A 1825-nucleotide genomic window follows, 5' to 3' on the forward strand; every position below is an offset into this window, starting at 1 on the left:
AAAGTAGAGCAAATCTGCTCTGCTTCAAGCGACAACTATCCTGAAAATTACCGATTCTTTATTGGGTTGAAAATAATTTTATGACTTCTTGTATATTTACAAAAATACTAGGTGGTATCTGTTTCCAAAAAAGATTATTAATTAATAATGCGCTAGCAATAACAAGCAAGCAGTGAATTAATCCTAGAGCTTTACCGAATTGTTTTCCAATTTTATATAAAGGGAGAATAAATAACTTTATTTGAAGCATAAGCATTAAAATTATTGTTAATAGAGATATTAAATTTAATGTTGTTCCTAAGTCTTCGTGAGTGAATATACTGTTAATTTTTATTAAAAGCGGAATTGTTATAAGAAGATAAGAAAGGGATAAAACTCTAAAAACTCGCCAAAATATTCCTGCCTGATAAAAAGTATGAGTTTTTATTTTATAAATGAACCCAAGACTTTTACACAATCCCCAATGAAAAAGTGCTATTACTGCAGCTATAAGAACAGTATTAGCTATTAATAAAAGCATGATGGGAATAATATTAAAAATTTTAAAAGGATCATATTTAAAATATGAGGGGAATAGGCTTATGCAAACAAAGGCTAAAATGTTAATAAGGCCGAGGCTGTAAATGAAATCGAGAAAATCAAATTCATAAGCTCCAATAGGATATTGGGTAATATCTGGTTTTTTGTAAACATCTAGGTGCCTTTTTATAAAAGCAATATGCTCTAGCCGACCAAAGGCTACTTTAACTGGCTTCGCAAATTCCATTGTAATTCTCCATAAAGCCTTTACATAAATCAAAGTACTAAATACAACTAGCAATAAATTTAGTGAAGGGAAGAATATTTTGATCAACACTAGCTTGCTCTAATGCCTCCATATATTCATTTCTTCTCTCCACAGGAATAATAGTCCATGGATAATGGCCACTTGCTAGCATAACATTCATCAGAAAACGCCCAATTCTGCCGTTACCATCTGAATAAGGGTGGATATAAACAAAAAAGAAATGTCCGAGAACGACTCTAATAGCAGGATCCTTTTCCTGAATTATTAATTGAAAAAACTCTTCCATTAGTTCACTAACAATTTGCCAACGTGGAGGAATATGTTTTGATTGACGAATAAATACAGGGCTTCGTCTATATCCTGCCAGATCAGTTGGTTTTAAAAGACCTACAGCAACGCTAGGTTGAAATAATTCTCTATACCAATCCCCATGTTCTTTTTGTATTATTTTTCCGGGATTGTCTCCATTCAATATTTCTATAAGACTCTTTTTTACGGCTTGGAACGCTTGCCAGTATCCACGGGCGGCTAATGCACTGCGGTGGTTTCGATCTTGTTCTGTAGCATCAGGATTCCATTGTCCAGAACGAACTTTTTCAATTAAGTCAGGGTTTACTTGATAACCTTCAATAGATAGAGAATGATACGCGTCTGAAATATAATTTTCATCTACTTGTTCGAGATATCCTTTAATATCAATTGTCGTAGAACGGGGTTTAGGGAAGTTTTCTCGAACTATATCGCGCATATCATGCCACATAACTTCCAAGCGACTTCGATAAGCTGGTTTATTAGTAGCGGAAAAATCTATCGGAGTATTTGTTAAAAATGGATCTTCCTCCCGTATTTGATAACCGGCACTCTCCATAGTTTTTTTGATCTCTTCTGCTACATGAGATTTGCCAATATTTTCAAGTGCACCGCAAATTCTCCCTGCAATCCAAGAGTGTCCTGCATCCAGAAGATAATGAAGAAGATCTGATGCATTATTAATCATTGAAAGCACTGAACGTGCTTCAGTAGGGTATTGAGAAAAAA

General features: G+C 34.2%; 2 protein-coding genes. Both read right to left on the reverse strand.

Annotated features, from left to right (window positions below):
• Window positions 1-58: 58 nt before the first annotated feature.
• Window positions 59-766 carry a hypothetical protein gene (locus tag Q0495_RS10055; RefSeq protein ID WP_298625648.1) on the reverse strand — a complete coding sequence of 236 codons (708 nt, stop codon included), beginning with the start codon at window positions 764-766 and terminating at the stop codon, window positions 59-61.
• Between the two features lie 37 nt (window positions 767-803).
• The coding region (locus Q0495_RS10060) for a Fic family protein (protein WP_298625650.1) at window positions 804-1825 on the reverse strand (1022 nt) is incomplete at its 5' end.

It is taken from the genome of uncultured Legionella sp., assembly GCF_937871865.1.
GTDB lineage: Bacteria > Pseudomonadota > Gammaproteobacteria > Legionellales > Legionellaceae > Legionella.